General features: G+C 41.6%; 17 protein-coding genes. 2 read left to right on the forward strand and 15 right to left on the reverse strand.

All coding sequences use genetic code 11. The features are described 5' to 3' along the window. Positions 1 to 167 precede the first annotated feature (167 nt). Positions 168 to 2045, reverse strand: a complete 1878-nt coding sequence (locus tag NSQ61_RS08830) for an IS1182 family transposase (RefSeq protein ID WP_340806771.1) — start codon at positions 2043 to 2045, stop codon at positions 168 to 170. A gap of 175 nt (positions 2046 to 2220) precedes the next feature. Then, positions 2221 to 2979 (reverse strand): SDR family NAD(P)-dependent oxidoreductase, encoded by a 759-nt coding sequence (locus NSQ61_RS08835; RefSeq protein ID WP_311067129.1) that lies wholly within the window; start codon positions 2977 to 2979, stop codon positions 2221 to 2223. A gap of 249 nt (positions 2980 to 3228) precedes the next feature. On the opposite strand from NSQ61_RS08835, the gene NSQ61_RS08840 reads away from it, so the two are divergent. Both NSQ61_RS08840 and NSQ61_RS08845 read left to right on the forward strand, forming a co-directional pair. Then, positions 3229 to 4590 carry an IS4 family transposase gene (locus tag NSQ61_RS08840; RefSeq protein ID WP_311067128.1) on the forward strand — a complete coding sequence of 454 codons (1362 nt, stop codon included), beginning with the start codon at positions 3229 to 3231 and terminating at the stop codon, positions 4588 to 4590. A gap of 95 nt (positions 4591 to 4685) precedes the next feature. Next, positions 4686 to 5537, forward strand: a complete 852-nt coding sequence (locus NSQ61_RS08845; RefSeq protein ID WP_311067127.1) for a methyl-accepting chemotaxis protein — start codon at positions 4686 to 4688, stop codon at positions 5535 to 5537. 93 nt (positions 5538 to 5630) lie between these two features. Here the strand turns inward: NSQ61_RS08845 and ltrA are convergent, their stop codons facing one another. The 13 genes from ltrA to NSQ61_RS08910 form a co-directional block, all read right to left on the reverse strand. Beyond that, positions 5631 to 6890, reverse strand: a complete 1260-nt coding sequence (gene ltrA / locus NSQ61_RS08850) for a group II intron reverse transcriptase/maturase (protein ID WP_340808025.1) — start codon at positions 6888 to 6890, stop codon at positions 5631 to 5633. A 940-nt stretch (positions 6891 to 7830) separates the two neighbouring features. Continuing rightward, positions 7831 to 9126, reverse strand: a complete 1296-nt coding sequence (locus NSQ61_RS08855) for a hemolysin family protein (RefSeq protein ID WP_311067126.1) — start codon at positions 9124 to 9126, stop codon at positions 7831 to 7833. Between the two features lie 86 nt (positions 9127 to 9212). After that, positions 9213 to 9665, reverse strand: coding sequence for a MerR family transcriptional regulator (locus NSQ61_RS08860; RefSeq protein ID WP_340808085.1), 453 nt, complete (start codon positions 9663 to 9665; stop codon positions 9213 to 9215). 236 nt (positions 9666 to 9901) lie between these two features. Continuing rightward, positions 9902 to 10621, reverse strand: a complete 720-nt coding sequence (locus tag NSQ61_RS08865) for an AIR synthase related protein (RefSeq protein ID WP_311067125.1) — start codon at positions 10619 to 10621, stop codon at positions 9902 to 9904. Then, complete coding sequence (locus NSQ61_RS08870; protein ID WP_311067124.1) at positions 10587 to 11096, reverse strand: ECF transporter S component; 510 nt, start codon at positions 11094 to 11096, stop codon at positions 10587 to 10589. The genes NSQ61_RS08865 and NSQ61_RS08870 overlap by 35 nt, the downstream gene beginning before the upstream one ends. 73 nt (positions 11097 to 11169) lie before the next feature. Continuing rightward, on the reverse strand, positions 11170 to 11604 hold the full coding sequence (locus NSQ61_RS08875; protein WP_311067123.1) for a bifunctional adenosylcobinamide kinase/adenosylcobinamide-phosphate guanylyltransferase: 435 nt from the start codon (positions 11602 to 11604) through the stop codon (positions 11170 to 11172). Beyond that, on the reverse strand, positions 11556 to 12179 hold the full coding sequence (locus tag NSQ61_RS08880; RefSeq protein WP_340806776.1) for a histidine phosphatase family protein: 624 nt from the start codon (positions 12177 to 12179) through the stop codon (positions 11556 to 11558). The genes NSQ61_RS08875 and NSQ61_RS08880 overlap by 49 nt, the downstream gene beginning before the upstream one ends. Beyond that, complete coding sequence (gene cobS / locus NSQ61_RS08885; protein WP_311067121.1) at positions 12137 to 12934, reverse strand: adenosylcobinamide-GDP ribazoletransferase; 798 nt, start codon at positions 12932 to 12934, stop codon at positions 12137 to 12139. The genes NSQ61_RS08880 and cobS overlap by 43 nt, the downstream gene beginning before the upstream one ends. A 1-nt stretch (position 12935) precedes the next feature. Next, complete coding sequence (locus tag NSQ61_RS08890; RefSeq protein WP_340806778.1) at positions 12936 to 14438, reverse strand: cobyric acid synthase; 1503 nt, start codon at positions 14436 to 14438, stop codon at positions 12936 to 12938. Then, entirely contained in the window at positions 14435 to 15004 is a 570-nt protein-coding gene (locus NSQ61_RS08895) for a bifunctional adenosylcobinamide kinase/adenosylcobinamide-phosphate guanylyltransferase (RefSeq protein WP_063389402.1), read from the reverse strand. The genes NSQ61_RS08890 and NSQ61_RS08895 overlap by 4 nt, the downstream gene beginning before the upstream one ends. Further along, positions 14998 to 16077 carry a threonine-phosphate decarboxylase CobD gene (gene cobD / locus NSQ61_RS08900; protein ID WP_063389403.1) on the reverse strand — a complete coding sequence of 360 codons (1080 nt, stop codon included), beginning with the start codon at positions 16075 to 16077 and terminating at the stop codon, positions 14998 to 15000. The genes NSQ61_RS08895 and cobD overlap by 7 nt, the downstream gene beginning before the upstream one ends. Further along, entirely contained in the window at positions 16037 to 17020 is a 984-nt protein-coding gene (cbiB, locus tag NSQ61_RS08905; RefSeq protein WP_063389404.1) for an adenosylcobinamide-phosphate synthase CbiB, read from the reverse strand. The genes cobD and cbiB overlap by 41 nt, the downstream gene beginning before the upstream one ends. Further along, positions 17017 to 18480 (reverse strand): adenosylcobinamide amidohydrolase, encoded by a 1464-nt coding sequence (locus tag NSQ61_RS08910; protein WP_063389405.1) that lies wholly within the window; start codon positions 18478 to 18480, stop codon positions 17017 to 17019. Before NSQ61_RS08910 ends, cbiB begins: the two co-directional genes overlap by 4 nt.

The raw sequence follows: 18480 nt of genomic DNA on the forward strand, positions 1-18480 counted from the left end.
ACCGTAGATGGTTATCAAGTGGACATATTTGTCGTACAGGAACCCTGATCGAAAAAAGTACAGATTGGAACACTCTTCCTTAAATTCTCCGGAGAAGTTTTCCATATTTTTCTAAATAAATTTTAGGTTCATTTTGCAGTTATATTGACTTGATGAACCCGTGATCACTATGTAAGAGGAAGCCGTCTACTTCTCCATTCTTTTTTGTAAATGTCAATGCAAAACATGACGTTTTCAAAAAGTTGTGAAGTGAAAATCAGGGGGCTGTCCGATAAGTCCCTAAAATGAAGCAAGTGGAGAAAAACAATTCGTTTCTCTCCACTTGCTTTTATATTTTTTCGATTTTTATCTGAAAGTAGCTGGCGGATGCCGGCTACTTTCAGTATGTTGTGGGCTAATGCCACAATCCCAAACTCAACATGTACCTTGTCGAGGCCCCGCAAAGAAAATCTGCGGAACGACCGATTGCCCTTGATGTGACCGAACACACTTTCTGCCTCGACTTTGCGTCGAGCGTAGATGGCGGCTTTCTCTTCACATTCAAGGGCTGTTTTGGCCTTTGCTTTCATTTCTTCGAAGATGGGATTCCAGTGAACTTGACGATTTCCCTTCGCTTTTGTGCATTTCGCTTTCAATGGGCAATCGGTACAATCTTCACATTCGTATATTTTGAAGCTTTGTTCATAGCCAGATGGATTCTTTTTGTTTTGGTATTTTTTAAACGTTACTCTCCTTCCATTCGGGCAAATAAAACAATCATCCTCTTCACAATAGGTCCAGTTTTTGGCATTTTTAATGTCTTTTTTGTATGTACGTGTTTGTTCTTTTACATAGCTCCCATAAGGAATTAGAAACTCAAACCGGGGCTCTTTCTCATCACCAACTGCATATACATAGTTTTCTTCACTACCATAGCCTGCATCCGCAATAACTGTTCGGGGCATCGGTAATGAAGTGGAGGCTAGCTTCTCCATATGTGGGATAAAGCAACGTGTATCGGTCGGTCGTTGATGAATAGTATAAAACAAGATAAACTGATTCTCTGTCCCCATTTGCACGTTGTATCCGGGCTTGAGCTGACCGTTTTTCATATGGTCTTCTTTCATGCGCATGAAGGTTGCGTCTTTGTCTGTTTTCGAGTAGCTGTTACGGTCACCGAACATTTCCTTTTGTTCCTTGTATCTTGCCATTCGGGGCAGGAAATCTTCACGAATTTGTTTCACCGATTTCTTTAATTGACTGCGTTTTTTTCGCTTCTCTTTCCGAATGGATGTATCGGTCTCCTTTTCGATTTCTTCCGTTAGCGTTTCAACTTTTTCTTCTATTTCTTTTGCGGTTTCCTCCAGGTTTTGTTCGGTGATCTCTGTATGTTGATCGCTTTCCTTTTGCCCTGTTCCGGCTTCTAATTGGGTTAATTCATGAATGTGCTTTAGTGTTTCTTGGATTTTTTCTTTTAATTTCTCTTCGAATTTCAAAGTGGATTTTTTCCACACAAAAGAATACTTATTGGCATTGGCTTCGATCTTAGTGCCATCCAAAAAGTAGTTTTCCATCGTGATGTAATGTTCTTTTATCAATTTGAGAATCATGACTTCAAAGAGCTCATCCATGAAAGCTTTCATCCGTTCCCCTCGGAACTCATTAATGGTGCGAAAATCTGGTTGTTGCATCGCTGAAAGCCACATGGCAGGAATATTTTCTTTAACGAGTTTTTCGATTCCTCGGCAGGAATAAACCTTTTGAGAATAAGCATACAGAATGATTTTCAGCATCATTTTGGGATGATAGGAACTTCTGCCGCCGCCTTTATAATGAGAAAACAATTGTTTATCTGGTATCGCCTCCACCATTTCGTCCACGACACGTGCCACGTGATGTTCGGGTATGAGAGATTCAATATCATAAATCATTTGAACTTGACGGTTGTTATATGGTTTGAAAGTAGGGGCTAAATTTCTTTTGGCAGGAGTTTTTTTTTCTTTTCCATCTAGAGGAAGTGTCATTTGTGTGTTATAATTTTCACGAGTAATCATATGACTGCTCATAAAAAATCGTCCTTTCTGTAATGTTGTGTGGTAACTTCATTTTACTAGAAAGGACGATTTTTTTGTGCATTTTTTTTAAAAAGTGAAAAATGAGGGGCTCCAAAAAGTCAGTTACCCTGACTTTTTGGACAGCCCCCCTTTGCACACAATTATAAAATAAAATTTCAGTTTTAAATTATAATGCTGTCAAGCCGCCGTCAATCGGATACACAGCTCCATTAATAATCTCCGCATCATCTCCAAGCAGGAAAACGACAAGATTTGCGACTTCTTTTGGTGTGCCGTAGCGCTTGGCAGGAATCCCCTCTTTAATGGCAGCTTCTGCTTCTTTTGATCCTTTTGTAAACCGTTCCATCATATTCGTAGCGGTCGGTCCAGGCGCAATAGCATTAATCCGAATATTTTTATCCGCATATTCGCCGGTCGCCGTTTTTGTCAGCCCAATCACTCCGTGTTTTGTAGCAGCATAAGGGCCGACCCCTGGACTTCCTACAAGTCCTGCGTTGGACGCTGTATTAACGATGGAACCTCCACCATTTTCAAGCATAGCTTGAATAACATATTTCAAGCCATAAAAAGCTCCTTTTAAATTGATATTGATTACTTTCTCAAAAGCATCATCCGGATACTCAGCTATAGGCGCAACTGCTCCCTCAACGCCGGCGTTGTTAAAGAACATATCGATTTTTCCGAATGCTTTTTTTGTTTCCTCTATGTATCGTTTCACATCCTCAACTTTGCTGACATCCGCTTGAACAAAGATAGCTTTTCCACCTTTTTCTTCAATCTGGCGAACCGTTTCCATGCCGCCTTCTTCTGACAAATCGACTACAGATACAAAAGCCCCCTTGCTGGCCAACAATAAACAAACTTCACGCCCAATTCCGCTGCCGCCGCCAGTGACAATCGCAGATTTGCCTTCAAATTTTGCCATTTTTATATACCTCCTTTATCAAATTTCAAAAAATTGTTTACATGCATAAAGTATACACCATATTTGACGTCATCAAAAGATTACTTACTCAGCTTTCGCAGTCCAAAATCTTGTTTAAATGCTTGATGTAAATGGTTTTGGGAAGTACAAAATTATCATGTGACATTTTTTAAAACATAAAGAAAGACACCTATTCTTTTGGTAAAATATTGGTGACGAAACCAAATCCAAAAGAAAGGTGTCACCACTATGATAACGAATAAAGACTACTTTGCGCAATTACCAAAAGAAATTAAACAAGGATTTTCCGAATTAAATATTGGATATCATTTAAGAAGAGCGAATATTACGAAACTTTCCGGGTATTCTTGTCTTACTGTTTTCAAACTGATTTTTCTTTTAGTCTTCCAATATAAGAACTGGTTTCGTGCTTTTATGAGTAAACGATCTCAGGATCTGCCCGGAAAGGATACAGTCTATCGCTTTTTAAATACACCAACCTATCATTGGAGAAAGTTTCTACTTTCATTAAGCAGTGAAATGATCCGTCTGCTTCAACCATTAACTTCAAAAGATCGTGTCACAGCTTTTGTGATTGATGATTCTGTCTTTTCAAGAAACCGTAGTAAGTCGGTTGAACTGTTGGCTAAGGGTTTTGATCACTCTACCCATCAGTACTTGAAAGGGTTTCAAATGCTTACCCTTGGCTGGACCGATAGTTTTACTTTTATTCCCGTTGATTTTGCTCTTCTAAGTTCACCGAAAAAGGAAAATCGCCTGCAAGAAATCAATACCAATATTGATAAACGAACATCTGGCTATAAGCGTCGCCAGGAAGCTCTGAAATCAAAACCGGACGTGGCTTCAGCTTTACTTGATCATGCGCTTGAAAAAGGGATTATAGCTGACTATGTTCTCATGGATTCCTGGTTTACACAAGCGCCTTTAATTGAGAAGATTACGAACAAAGGGTTATTTGTCATTGGCATGGTGAAGCAATTAAAGCAGCGATACGTTTACAATGGTGAACGTTTCACACTGAATCAACTTTACAAATTGGCAAAACCTCACATGGGTAAAAAAGACATTCGCGGATCCGTTTATGCTACTTTAGACAATGGAATTCCAGTAAAAATTCTATTTGTACGAAACCGTAATAAACGGAGCGAATGGCTTGCCATTCTCAGCACAGATACAACATTAGAAAATGAAGAGATCATTCGTATTTACGGCATGCGTTGGGACATTGAAGTCTTCTTCAAATGCAATAAATCCCTTTTAAATTTAGAGAAAGAATTCCAGGGACGTTCCTACGACATGTTAATTAGCCATACAACCATTGTTTTTACACGATATATTCTCATTGCTTGGCAAATGCGAAAAGAGGAGGATCCTAAGACGATTGGCAACCTTTTTTACATCCTTTGCGAAGATGTAAAAGACATAGATTTTATTACTGCCCTTCAATCACTTATTGACCTTTTCCAAACTTTGGCGGAAGCCGAGGTTTCTTTGAACATGGACATCTTTAAAAATCAAATGAATAAATGGTTGGCCACTATACCTAATTATATCAAGCAATGCTTAAATATTTCTGTGTGCGAAAGTTGAGTTACTTATTTAAAAATTAAAATAAAAATATATCAGCCGATAATAAAAATGTGAATAAAAAAGACCATGTTCAAGCATACAAGGAGGTACACGATTTGGATATCGTCCAAGCAATTATTCAATCCATTCCAATTTTTAAACAAGTTTTGCGAGAGGATATTATGATCACAGTCTTTGATCATGAAAAATATTTATTTTATTCTCCCAGCAAAGATTTAGACTTTGGTCATCAACCCGGTGATCCATTGCCGCCGAAGTATTTGAACTTTCAGATGGTTGACAGGGAAAAGCCGGTTGTCGTCAAAGTCCCCGAAGAAGAATTTGGCATACCGTTTGATAGCATATCCGTGCCTATAAAAGATGAAAACGGCAATGTTATTGCTGCAATAAATGCGGCCATCAGCACTAAAAAGCAGCATTATTTAAAAACCATTATTGATGAAATAGAAAGCTTTTCCCACTCATTATTAGATAAAATACAGCAAATTGTGGCTCATTCTGAAGAACTGTCAGCAACTGCTGATGAAATAACGCAAATTGTGAAAAAAGCAACTGAACATTCCGACAAAGTCGGCAACATAACGAAAATCATAAAAGAGATTAGTGATCAAACAAATCTTTTAGGCTTAAACGCAGCGATAGAAGCTGCTCGCGTTGGCGCTGCCGGTGCTGGATTTGGCGTAGTGGCAAATGAAATACGCAAATTGTCTACAAATACGAAGGAAGAAACAGTAAATATTGAACAAACATTAGACAGCATTCAAGAATACATGAAGCGAATGGAAAATGATTTTAACGAAATATCCCAATCTTCACAAGAAGAAGCACAACTAATCACGGAACTAATGGCAGATTTAGAAAATTTAAATCGAGTTTCCCATAAATTAAAAGACTTCATGAAAACCATTTTGGGATACGATAAAGAAGATATAGAAATCAAACAATAATGAGTGGTTCGTTTTCTCAATCGAGTAGGAGGGGGTGACTAACCCCCGACCTCTCACACCACCGTACGTACCGTTCGGTATACGGCGGTTCAATTAAGTATGACGTAGTGCTTGATATCTTTCGAATAGACTTCTTAACCCTCGACGCTTCCAATAGGAGTTGTCGAGGGTTTTGTGTAGAATGGGACTGCAGGCAATCCGCCAATATTTCTTGCGTGTATTGCCCCATTCGAATGCTTTATGGCTTGGAACCCCTAATCCTCTGAGTTTCCGAATTCTTGTTTTCGGGGTTTTCCATTCTTTCCACAAACACATCCGAAGCCTTCGTCTAATCCATTCATCAAATTCTTTGAACTTACTTGGTGTTTCTGCCAAGGCAAAATATCCGCACCATCCCATTAAATACTTGTTCAGTTTCTCAATCCTTTTCTCCATTGGATACGGTTTCGATCTTGATGTAATTTCACGGATCTTGTTCTTCAAACGTTTCACACTTTCGTTCGCAATCCGTACCTTTGGAGTCTTATTGAGTGTGAAGCTGAAACCGAGAAACTTCCGTTTCCAAGGACGGTCTACCGCCGATTTCTCTCTATTTACCTTGAGCTTTAACTCCTTCTCTATAAAGTTCGTAATGGAGTTCATGACACGAATTCCTGCTTTCTTTGTTTTCACATAGATGTTACAGTCATCCGCATACCGAACAAACTTATGTCCACGTTTCTCAAGCTCCTTATCCAATTCATGAAGCATGACGTTTGATAAAAGTGGACTAAGCGGGCCGCCTTGAGGCGTTCCCATGTCCGTTTCCATTACCACTCCATTGATCATCACGCCTGATTGAAGATACCGGCGAATTACCTTCAGTAGAATTCGATCTTTGATCGTTTTCGCCAAGATCCCCATCAGTTTGTCGTGATTCACCTTGTCAAAGAATTTCTCTAGGTCTATATCGACTACCCAACGATATCCTTCTTTGATATAACCCTTTGCTTCCCTAACCGCATCATGTCCCCTTCTACCTGGGCGGAAACCATAGCTATGGTTCGAGAAGGTCGGATCAAAGATTTTCGTCAACACTTGGGCAATCGCTTGTTGGATGAAACGATCCGTCACGGTAGGGATCCCTAGAAGCCTTACTCCACCGTTCGGTTTCGGGATTTCGACTCGACGGACGGGTAAGGGCTTGTAGGTTCCTTCTCTCAACGACTGTCGAATGGAGTCCCAATTTTCGTAGAGGTGTCTTCGTAGGTCTTTTACGGACATGCCATCTACTCCGTGACCTCCTTTATTCTGTTCGACTCGTTTCAGTGCCGCCAGGAGATTTTCCCGTGACAAAATCATTTCCATCAACATTGATATCCTCTCCACGTGAACGAATTCTTCTATTTGTGCCATCTTCTGCTCCACCCTCTTGAAGTCCCCCGTGGGATTCACCACTTCCTCCTTCAAGTAAGTCCTATCGGATTGTCTGCTTCCACACAGAAGATGAACGCCTAGCGATTCGTTCTCCTTAATTGTTCAGTCCTTCCTCTTCCATCTCGAGCTTGAAAGAGTACTATGACTTCTGCTGACTTCTGACTGTTCAGCTATCTATCACTAGATAGGTTACCAAGGTTACTTGGCGTGCCAGCCAGACCTCCCCGGGTAAGAGTGTAATCTTTCCTTCCATCCATCTGCTTCATTTACTTTGTATCACCTTCGGCAGAAAGGGCTTTGTTTTGTTGTGCAAACTCACCCAGTGATACCTAGCCTCATATGAAGTTCGTGTTCCGAGAGACCTTAAAGTTTGCCGCTCGCTTCCTTCAGATTCCGCGTCGCCACGGACACCCTTGCGTTAAGCTAACTGCTACTTCTGCCTTCGCAGCTCGGGACTTTCACCCTATAGATTACACCCATGCCGGGCGCACACATACTGAAAGTAGCCGGCATCCGCCAGCTACTTTCAGATAAAAATCGAAAAAATATAAAAGCAAGTGGAGAGAAACGAATTGTTTTTCTCCACTTGCTTCATTTTAGGGACTTATCGGACAGCCCCTTACTGTTGTTTGGAATCTTTATTCATTCGCCGCTTAAGTTGAAGTTGATAACCATGTTAATGACGAATAAAGAACAAATGGCTTGTATGGAAGAGCTTGTTTCTGAAAATCTCTTCTGCAAAAACAAGATTTTCTTTTATATATAAAAGAAAAGTAAAGAATCTCTGCCGCAATGATAGCGGTGGATCTTAAATTGATCTTATTGTTTTTTTATTGTCCTTCAAAAAAGAAAATCTTTAGTAACATCTTCGTTAATTTCATGATTCTCTTTCAGCAATTTCAACCGTTTTGACATGAAACCCGTCCATGTCTAAAATTTTAAACGAATATTGGTCAAAATCAATTTCATCTCCGACTTTCGCATCCATCTTTTGGGTTAAAATCCATCCGCCGATAGTATCAACATCGGACTCTTTAATCTGGAGGCCAAAAATATCATTGACTTCTTCTATCAAAACTTTTCCATCGACAACCGTTTTCGAATCAGTAATTTTCTTAATTTGCGGAGTTTCATCCGCATCGAATTCATCGCGAATTTCCCCGACAATTTCTTCCAAAATATCTTCGACTGTCACTAGACCTGCCGTCCCGCCGTATTCGTCAATTAAAATGGCCATATGAATGCGTTCCATTTGCATCTTAACCAACAGGTCATGGATCGGAATCGTTTCAATGACATGAATGACTGGCCGCACATATTCGCCCACCGTTTTTTCTCCTTGGATTCCTTTGACATAGTCGGTGAGCACCTCCTTCATGTTTACGATTCCGATCATATTATCTTTATCGCCGTTAAATACGGGATAGCGCGTATAATGCTCCTCCATGACAATCTCAATGCAGTCTTTTAATTTCATGTCTTTATCAAAAGCAACAATTTCTGTTCTTGGAACCATGATTTCTTTTGCAATACGGTTGTCAAACTCAAAAATGTTGTTGACATATTTATATTCCGACTGGTTGATTTCCCCGCTTTTATAGCTTTCAGACAAAATAATGCGCAATTCTTCTTCCGAATGGGCAATTTCATGCTCTTGTGCCGGCTTGAGGCCAAACAAACCCGTCAAAAGCCTCGCAGCGCCGTTTAAAATCTTAATAAACGGTTTCATGACTTTGTCGAACAAAATGAGCGGACGGGCAAAAAGTAGCGTGATATGTTCCGCTTTTTGTATGGCGAATGTTTTCGGCGCCAATTCGCCGACAACAACATGCAAAAACGTCACAACGGAAAAGGCGATTACAAAAGATAAAATGGTTGTAACCGAGGCTGGAAGCTGAAAATAAACAAACACAGGGTGCAATAAATGCTCAATCGTAGATTCACCAATCCAGCCCAATCCTAAAGAGGTGATGGTAATTCCAAGCTGACAAGCTGACAAATATTCATCTAAATTGGATATAACCTTCTTGGCTGCAATCGCTTGTTTATTTCCTTCCGAAATAAGCTGATCGATTCTTGAAGTTCGGACTTTGACAATAGCGAATTCCGATGCCACAAAAAAACCTGAGAGGGCGATTAAAAAAGCCACTATAAGCAAATTGAAAATTTCCAAATATCTCCCTTACCGCTTCTAAACAGTAAGGAATACACCTCCTGTAATCTTACTTTTATTTAGTATTTTCTTAAAAGGGAATATGATTAATAATAAGTTGCCAGCAACGCCTTCACCAAATTGGCACTTTGCTTAGACAATTTTTCCATTATGATGGTGCGCTGTTCCCTGTTCATATGATCCATCAATTGCTGCATGTCTTTTATTTCTTTTTCAAGATTTTGCATAAGTTGGGCAATATGGTCGACATGCATTTCCAAGCTTTGATTTGATAGTGTTTTTGATTGCAACATATCAATGATATCTTTAATTTCATAAAGCGGACAGTTCATTTTTTTATACCGCTTCACCAATTCAATCGCTTCAACCGCTTCTTCATCATACAGGCGATAATTGGAATCAGAGCGCCTTGGGTGCAATAAGCCGATCTTCGTATAATAATCGATCGTTCGTTTTGAAACGTTCGTTCTCTCGGCTAACTCTCCAATTCTATAATACTTCCCAATACATTCACCCCTGCTTATAGAATTATTTTTAATTTACAAAAAATTAACCGTACAGTCAACGTTTTAGTTTTGGAAAACAAGCAAAAAACTTTTCATTTATGTCTAACTTACTTTCACAGTTTGATTTTTAGTTCAAGGCCTATTTAGGAACTGTTTCAAAAATAAATTTCATTTTGTAAAAAAATTGGTTAGCAAAATGAAAGTCACTTTCTCCTTTTGGCAAAATACAGGAAACAAGTTAATAGTTTGGGCTCATGATTTTCGAACCCTCATTTTGTATTAAGTTGGAAAAAATGCCCGCCTGCCGCTTTGGCAATGTCTTCGGTTCGGTCTGGATGAAACGAGATTAAAAAACATGTGGCAGGTCCGGCCGATTTTGTTATATCAATTTCTGTTGAAGTGATTTGGCAATAATCTAACTTGTTTTCTTCACAAAGCTTTTTCCATTCATATTGAACTCCTTTTGAGCCGATCGGAACGATTTCAAATACATACGGCAATTCCAATAGTTTTTTTATGATTGGCAGAGGCCCGATTTCATGTTTTTTTTCGATTACTTCGCCTCCGCACAGCGGTTTTCCGATGCAGGCAAATTTCGCATGGCTTGGCGTTTTCCGAACCTTGATGTCTGCTCTTCTCACCTTCCCGATGACCATGATCGCAAAAGCGGACTGAACCATCTTGAAATTGCTTTCTGTGCTTCCGGTTATGGGAATCGGTTCGCACTTAAGTTCCGAGAAAAGGGTTTGACAGCCTTTTTGCAAATGAGACCATTCTTCTTCACCGATGAGGTTTTGCATGACGATAGCAAGCGGCTTTGCCCCCACTGTTAAACATTCGGATAAAGCTACTCTTAAACCATAATAAGCGACCGTTTCATAATCAACTTTGACGTAATCGAACAATTTTTGTCCCACACCGCCGGAATTGTCAGCGGTAATCACAAGATCTTCATCATTTGATATCGGAATCATGATAACGTCTCTCATGGCGGTGAACCCCTTTTTGTTTTTCTAAAATAGGAACAAGTTTTATGGTTACGATATGACCAATCATTAAATTGATGGCTGTACCGATGACCAATCCCGGCAGCAACCCGAAATAAAAGCCTTTCCCGATCAGAAAGGAAAAAGGAACGGCAGCTAAAAAACCATTGGCGATAAAAAAGAAAACGGCTGCTGCGTATTTGTTTTTTCTGTAAATCACCCCAAATGCCCAAACGAGCAAAAACATTTCGACTGCAATCATTGCATGAAACGCTCCTAACGGAGAACCAGCGAGATAGCTTGACATGATATGACCAAAGAAAGCCGCAACTGCTCCCGCAACCGGCCCTAATACGACAGCGGCCACAAGGGCTGGAAATGAATCAAGGGCAACACTCGAAATATACGCGGGGATTTTAATAAATGCTCCGACAACGGAAAGTGCAATAAACATTATCAAATACGCATATTGTTTCATTCTGTTCCCTCTTTCTTTTTAATTGCGCAATCTTCCCATTAATATAACGAATGAAAGAAGTTTAACCGTACTTTTATTTTAATCTTTCACTGATTCCATACCAAATGATATCAACGCGTCCTGCTTTCGCAATCAATTGTTGGAGGCAGCTCCCGCATGCATCCCGCCACTTGCGTTCCAATGGGTCAATTGGAACAACGCCTTTTGTAATATCATTGGCAATAATAATGACTGTTCCTCTCTTTTTTACTTCCCACTCATGCCAGTTGAAAATCATCTTTTCCCACTTTTTTTGCCAGTCCGACGATTGATCGATCAGATGAAAAATATATTGTTCAATTCCTTCAATGACCGTTATTTTTTGAAAATGCTCCGTCTCATAAATTTCAGACACTTTGGTTTTCTTTACGTAGCCGCAAAACCATTTGCAAGCGCCGGATTGCAGCCGGTAATGCTCTTTCACCCATTTTCTTTTTCCGTTGAACGCTCCGCCGACAACAACATGCACCGCTTTCCCCTCCTTACATCTGTTCGCTTTCCTGTCAATGAACAATACGCTCCATGATCCAAGCGCCATTGCCAATATGATGATCCTTCGGGTCCATACCGATAAAGGATCTCGCGAATGACGCCGCCATGAGTGATCATTGCAATGTGGGAAATGGTTTCATCAAAAAAATAGGTGACCGTCTTTTCCCAGCCTCTTTTGACCCTTTCTGAAAAGGTTGGATACGATTCTCCGTTTGGCACTTCAAGATGCAGCATATCGCGAAGCCAGCTTTGATAGCGGGCATCTCCTTTCAGTTCGGAATAGGTTTTCTGTTCCCAATCGCCGAAATTAATTTCCCTGAGTTCTTTTAAGGCAACGAATTTTTGTTTTGGGTAAATGATGCCGGCCGTTTCTGCGGCGCGTTGCAAATCGCTTGCTATTACCAGATCAGGAGCTTTTGGATAATGGCTTTTTTCCAAAGCTTTTTTTCCTTCTTCACACAGTGCTTCATCCGTCCAGCCGATATAGCGTTTTTGTCTATTTGCTTCTGTCAACCCATGACGTATAAGAGTAACAACCACGTTACCATCCATAAAACTGTCTCACTCCCTTCAATCACTGCTCCAAAGGAATCTCCTGTTAAGCCGCCGAACGATTGAAGGAAAAACCGGCGGGCGTACAAATAAAGGAAAATAGACGATAAGGCCATCAAAAGATAAACGGCTGGTAAACCCGGGATCATGGGGACGGCGATGAAAAAACATAACAAATAACCGATCAGAACGGCGAAATCTTTTTTGGCAAGCGTTTTAGCAAACAAGTACCCAAGCCCTTCCCGTTTCGCCATTCCCGGACCATCAATCATTAGGGCGCAAACGATGAGACGGGAAAAAAACGGAATGAACACAGCAAACCAAAAATTGTCGATTGCGCCGATGATTTCCGCCATAAACAAAAAGCGAAAAGCTGACAAAAACAGCAGCGCCAACACCCCAAACGTTCCCACTCTGGGATCTTCCATAATCTTCAGCCTTTTTTCCTTGTCGCGATAAGAAAAATAGGCATCCGCTGTATCTGTAAAACCGTCAAGATGAATGCCGCCCGTTATCGCCACAAAATAGAATAAAAGAAAAAGAGCGCAAGCCCAATTGGACAATGGTGTCCAAAATTTTGCCATATACATGATCAAACTGCCTGTCAAACCGATGAAAGCCCCGATCATCGGCATACTTAACACCGCAAATTTGAGCCGTTTCTCATCTATTGCAAACTCCTTTTGAACCGGAATGATTGTGAAAAACTGGAGCGCAAGAAAAAAACCCTCCATTATTTGTCTGGCCGTTCTCATTTCATTTCCCCCACGATTGAATGATGTTGAGCAAATCATCCATATGAATATGGTTTTGGACATGTCGGGCAATCTGTTCATACTTTTTTGTTTTTTCCTTTTTCAACCATTTTACTTGCTTTTTTTCAAGTCCTTTCCGTTCTCGAATCCTGTTGAGCCATTCCGTGCGGAATTCGTCATTGAAAAAAATATGGTGGAAATATGTGCCAATCACCCTTCCAGAGTCGATCACCGCGCCATCCGTCCCGTCCGAAAGCTTGATAAAAGTCCGCACTGCTTGCGAAACAATCGGTTCGGTTACGCCTAAATGAATTTCATACCCTTCCACGAAAAACTGGGGAAAACCTGATTGCGGATGAATAACCCCTTTGTTCCGCACCGTTTTTTTCTCATGATAAAAGGTTGTGCCCACTGGGAGGATGCTGAATCCTTCTGCATAACGTCCTTTCACCCCTGTATCCGATCCGGCTTTATCATACAAGTATCTTGAAAGCATTTGATAACCGCCACAAATGCCGATGATCGTTCCGCCCGTTTCGTTGTATGGTTTAATCTTTTGAGCCAAGCCGCTATTTTTCAATTGTTGCAGATCGTGAATCGTGCTTCTTGTTCCCGGAATCACGAGGGCATCCGGTTCGCCGAATTCATCTGGGCCGGACACAAGTCGGATGGAAACATCTTCTTCAAATAAAAACAGCTCAACGTCCGTGTAATTGGATATATAGGGGAGCTTTACCACCGCAATGTCAATTTCTCTCCTGTTTTGGTTGGCAAATCGTTTGGTGAGCGACAAAGAATCTTCGCCTTCGATCATATGTCCGGAAACATAAGGGACCACCCCTAATACTTTGATGCCCGTCCGTTCCTCCAGCCATTGCACACCGGGTTGAAACAAGCTGAGATCTCCTCGGAATTTGTTGATGATAATCCCCTTTACCCGGCTACGTTCTTCTTCGGAAAAAAGTTCAAGCGTCCCGATAATGCTGGCAAACACGCCGCCCCGATCGATATCTGCCACCAGTATCACCGGAACGTCGGCCAGTTCGGCCACTTTCATGTTGACAAGTTCCCTGTCTTTCAAGTTGATTTCAACAGGACTTCCTGCCCCTTCCATCACGAGAAAATCATATTGTTCCGACAGCTTTTCCAGTGAAAGCTGAATCGCTTCCAGCCCTTTTAGATAAAATTTTTCGCGGTAAGCTTGACCGCCTAATGTTTCATAGCTTTTGCCAAGCAAGACGATTTCCGAAGTGCAATCGCTTTTCGGTTTCAATAAAATCGGGTTCATATAGACGGAGGCCGCCGTGCCGGCGGCTTCTGCCTGAATTCCTTGAGCCCTGCCGATCTCCCTTCCATCCAATGTGACATATGAGTTGTTTGACATATTTTGTGATTTAAACGGAGCAACCTTGTAGCCAAGTTTGTGAAAAATAGCACAAAATGCCGTGGCAATGAAACTTTTGCCAACATCAGAAGCCGTTCCCTGAATCATGATCCCTTTCATTGTAGTTCTCCCTTCATAGCAACTGGAATGCCGAATTCCATTCTGACCGCCAAATCCGCACGTTCAACGATTTGTTGATGGAGATGGCCGAGAAGGCGAACATATTGGAACACTGCATTTGACCGCGCTGGAAATTCCCAGTTGACCTCATTGGAGACGATGCAAAATAGCTCGCAGCTTTTTTGCAGCTCAGATAGATCACGGATGATTTTTTCCAACACATATTGGCGAAAAGAAGCGGCCTGCCATCGTTCACCATGTTGTTCATGAAAAAAAAGTTCGTTCGTCAACAACGTTGTTAAACAGTCCAGCAGCACAAAATCATTTTTTTGCAGTTTTTTCGACAACTTGCCGACATCATTCGTCTGTTCAATTGCCAGCCATTTTTCTTTGCCTTGGGCTCTTTTTAGCTGGTGTTGCAATATTCGTTTTGTCATTTCTTCGTCTGATGGAAAAGAGGTTGCAATATAAACAAGGCGGTTGGCCTGATTCTTTTTAACCGTCAAATAATGTTCTGCCCACGAACTTTTCCCGCTTCTCACCCCGCCGGTCACAAAGATCAACACTTGTCCTTCCACTCCTTAAGCGCTGAAAGAAGCCGGTCGTTTTCTTCTTTTCTCTTAACCGCCAAACGAATGTATTTGCCGGAAAGCCCGTTGAAATTGTATGTATGTCTAGGCACTATACCTCTTTCCAATAAAAAGCGGATCAAAGGCAGCATATCTTTTTTTGGCTGCTCTCTTAACAAATAAAAATTGACAGAGCTGTCCGCCACCACAAAACCAAGTTCATGGAGATGTTCAAACATTCGCTTCCGTTCTTGAGAGATCATTCTTTTTGTTTTTTTAACATAGTCTTCGTCCTTTAATGCTTCTATTCCCGCCCTCTGTCCAATGGCGTTGACGCTCCAATGCACCTGAAATTTTTTTAGTCTCTGGATGACCGTCTCATCGGCAAACAAAAAGCCAAGTCTTAAACCTGCAATGGCATACATTTTGGTCAAAGAACGCAAAATGATCACATTGGAAAAAGATGATAAACAATTCAGAATTGATACGTTTTCCAAGGCGAAATCATAGAATGCTTCGTCCAGAACGACAAACGCATGCTTCTTTTTGGCATCACGAATGATTTCCAATAATGTTTCCCGGTTAAATACTTTGCCTGTCGGATTGTTGGGGTGGCAGAGGAAAACCGCTTTTTTCCCGGAAAGAGCCGTTTTTAGCTCCTCAACGTTCAACTCCCAATTGTCTTCCTCTTTTAAAACATAGGATGAAATCCTCTTTGAGAACGGTTCGCATGCTTTTCGGTATTCTGAAAATGCCGGTTCCACGATCAATACGTCTTCATTTTGCAGCAAGGCGGCTGCAATGATAAAAATAAGTTCTGCGGCACCGTTTCCAATTAATATATTTTCAGGCGAAACATTTTCCTTTCCGGCAATTACCGCTCGCAATTCCGCCATATCAGGATCTGGATAATCGGCAACAAACGGAAAAAAGCGATCCCAGTTTTTGCGGATGCATTCAGGCGGACCGAAAGGATTGATGTTGACGCTGAAATCGATGATGTTTTCCGGCATCCGGATGTTCAATGATTTATAAAGATAAGATGGATTGGCTCCATGTGATGGCAGCATCGAAGCATACACCTCCGATCATGAAAAATAGCAAGAAAAACCTGTCTGTTTTCTTCATAATATCAATAGCATCGTGAATATGTTTTGCTTCTAGCGAATAAACCCCGTCTCCCAATTTAGGGCGATTAGAAATTTTCCCTTGATAACGGTTGATTCCCCCTAATGATACACCCAGCAAAGCAGCCATGGCGCTTTCAAGAAATCCGCTGTTGGGGCTGGGGTGTTTGCGCGCATCCCTTTTCAGAATGGAAAAGCATTCCCGCTTTTGAATCCCTTTTGCCGGATGATTGACAAGTACCATGATGAAAGCTGTCAGACGGCTCGGAAGGTAATTCAACAAATCGTCCAGCTTGGCGGAAGCAAACCCGAATTCAGCGAACTTCTCGTTTTGATAGCCTACCATCGAATCCGCAGTATTGACGACCCTGTACAAAACCGCAAAAGGAGCTCCGCCGAACAGCGCCCAAAAAAGCGGTGCGGTAATGCCATCGCTCGTATTTTCCGCTACCGTTTCCACCGTTCCCCGAACGATTTCCGATTCTGGCAAATCTGCCGTATCGCGGCCGACAATCCATGACAGCTTTTCTCTTGCCGAAACGAGATTTTTTTGGCAAAGCGGTTCATAAACTGCCAAAGCTGCTTCCCGCAAACTTTTTTCCGCTATCATAAAAGAAATGATCACCGCTTCCGCAAAAATGCCCGCTGCTGGGTGAAGCCTAGAGAAAAATGACACAATTGAAAAAGCGGCCAGCATAAAAAATAAACCGACCAGCATGATCATCGCCATACCTTTTTCTTTCTTAAAGCGCCCTTTGTTGAGGCGCCGTTCGCAAAACGCAATAGACCAGCCAAACAAGCGGACGGGATGGGGGGCATTTTTCGGATCCCCGATGACTTGATCGATTACAAACGCCAGCATAATCGCAATTACATGTTCTGTCATGTCCTTCCCCTTCTTTTTTTATTTAGCTGAATCGCTTGAATTGTACTCTCATATACCCCCCTGCCGACCAATCTTCCAAGTGTTGTGATCGTGCCAGCGTGCTGATGAAAAATGCCCTTTTGCGTGGCAGCCACTAATATGCTATCCGTTGAAGTGCCTGTTGCAATCGTATTGGAGACAGGATCCAACACTTTTTCATCAGCCAGCGCCTTCGTTTTGGCTTCTGTTGCCGTCATCACACTTTCAATAAATGCTTGATCAGATAACCGTCCGTTTATCAAAATCCATGTATTGATCGTCCCTGAAGCTATGCCATTCCGTTTTATACTATTTGCTGCATCCACTGCATTGGAAAGTCCTGCTGTCACAACAATGACAACGGAGACTCCTTCTGCTTCAAGCTCGCTGACTACCCCATCTTCCAAACAAGCCGCGGTCATCATGGCGACTGTTGCATGTTGATCAAACCCGTTTTTCTGCAGAAAATCGGCCATTTCCGAACGGCTGTCTTGACAATTGTAGCTTTTATCGACATGACGGTTGACAAAAGTGCTGTGCCAGCCAAATCCTCCGCCAATAATGGCAGATGAAAGGGTTTTGAGCGGCGATGCCGCTTTTAAATAGATGAGTTCCTTCGTCTGAACAATGTCCCTTTTTGTCACTTTATATGTTTCTTCCTGTTTCTGTTCGGGTATAAGCAGCATTTGCGGGCGGGCAAGCTCCGGATGTGATTGTTTGACAATCGAAACACCATACACCTGTTCAATCGTTTTTTCGTTCATCACGACAGATGGATTATCAACGGCAACCGCTTTTCCATCTTTTAATAACAGCAGTTTGTCACAATAAAGGCTTGCTAAATTCAAATCATGAAAAATTGAGACAACCGTTAATCCATTTGATTGTGTCCAATTTTTCAACTGATCAAGCATGATTTTTTGATGGGAAATATCAAGATGGTTCGTGGGTTCATCTAATAAAAGCAAAACGGGGTTTTGTGCAAGAGCCTGCGCTAAAAAAACCCTCTGTTTTTCCCCGCCGCTTAATTCATTGATCGCTTTATTTTTTAAGTGGGAAATATTCGTCTGCTCCATGGTCTTTTGGATGATTTGTTCATCTTCTCCCGTCAACCGCTTGAAGAAACCCGTTTGAAAAGGATAACGGCCGAGCGCCACTGTCTCCCAAACGGTATAATCAAACATTTGCGTTGGGATTTGCGGCAATGAAGCGATGTTTTGCGCCAATTTTTTCGGAGAATAAGCAGAAAGAGGTTTGCCGGCAAGCTCGATCGTGCCGCTTTTAACCGGAAGAATCCCGCTGATCATTTTTAATAGTGTCGTCTTTCCACTCCCGTTTGGCCCCAAAATGCCAAATATTTCCCCTTTTTTTACTGAGAAGGAAAGGTTTTCGATAATCTTTCGCTCTTGATAGCCTCCCGAAATGTTCTTGACTTGCAGCAT

The organism is Aeribacillus sp. FSL K6-1121, from assembly GCF_038003725.1.
GTDB lineage: Bacteria > Bacillota > Bacilli > Bacillales > Aeribacillaceae > Aeribacillus > Aeribacillus composti.